The sequence below is a fragment of the Fructilactobacillus sp. X2R1C1 genome (assembly GCF_059901435.1).
Window position 1 is genome coordinate 1 of sequence record NZ_JBWXUV010000143.1, and the last position, 242, is coordinate 242.

General features: G+C 42.1%; 1 protein-coding gene. It reads right to left on the reverse strand.

All coding sequences use genetic code 11. The features are described from left to right. A partial coding sequence (locus AC6UDG_RS07820) for a hypothetical protein (protein ID WP_500707009.1) occupies positions 1–242 on the reverse strand: 242 nt, incomplete at both ends.

Genomic DNA, 242 nt, shown 5'->3' on the forward strand with positions numbered 1-242 from the left:
GTTCTTCCGGTGGAACTTCCTTCGCCTGGTTGAACGAATATCTTAAAAGGCGTGGTTCCCCCTTTGCTGTTTTTAATGTACGAAACCTGTGTTCCCGTTTCGTTGTTATTGATATTAGTTTTATCATCTTCAATTTTTCGGGTATTTGTGTTTTCGATATTGGGAAATAATAGGGCAAGTTGGTTTTTCGCCCTTCCCGCCATTAGTCGAAGCGACTGTACGGAGATTCCATCGACATCATC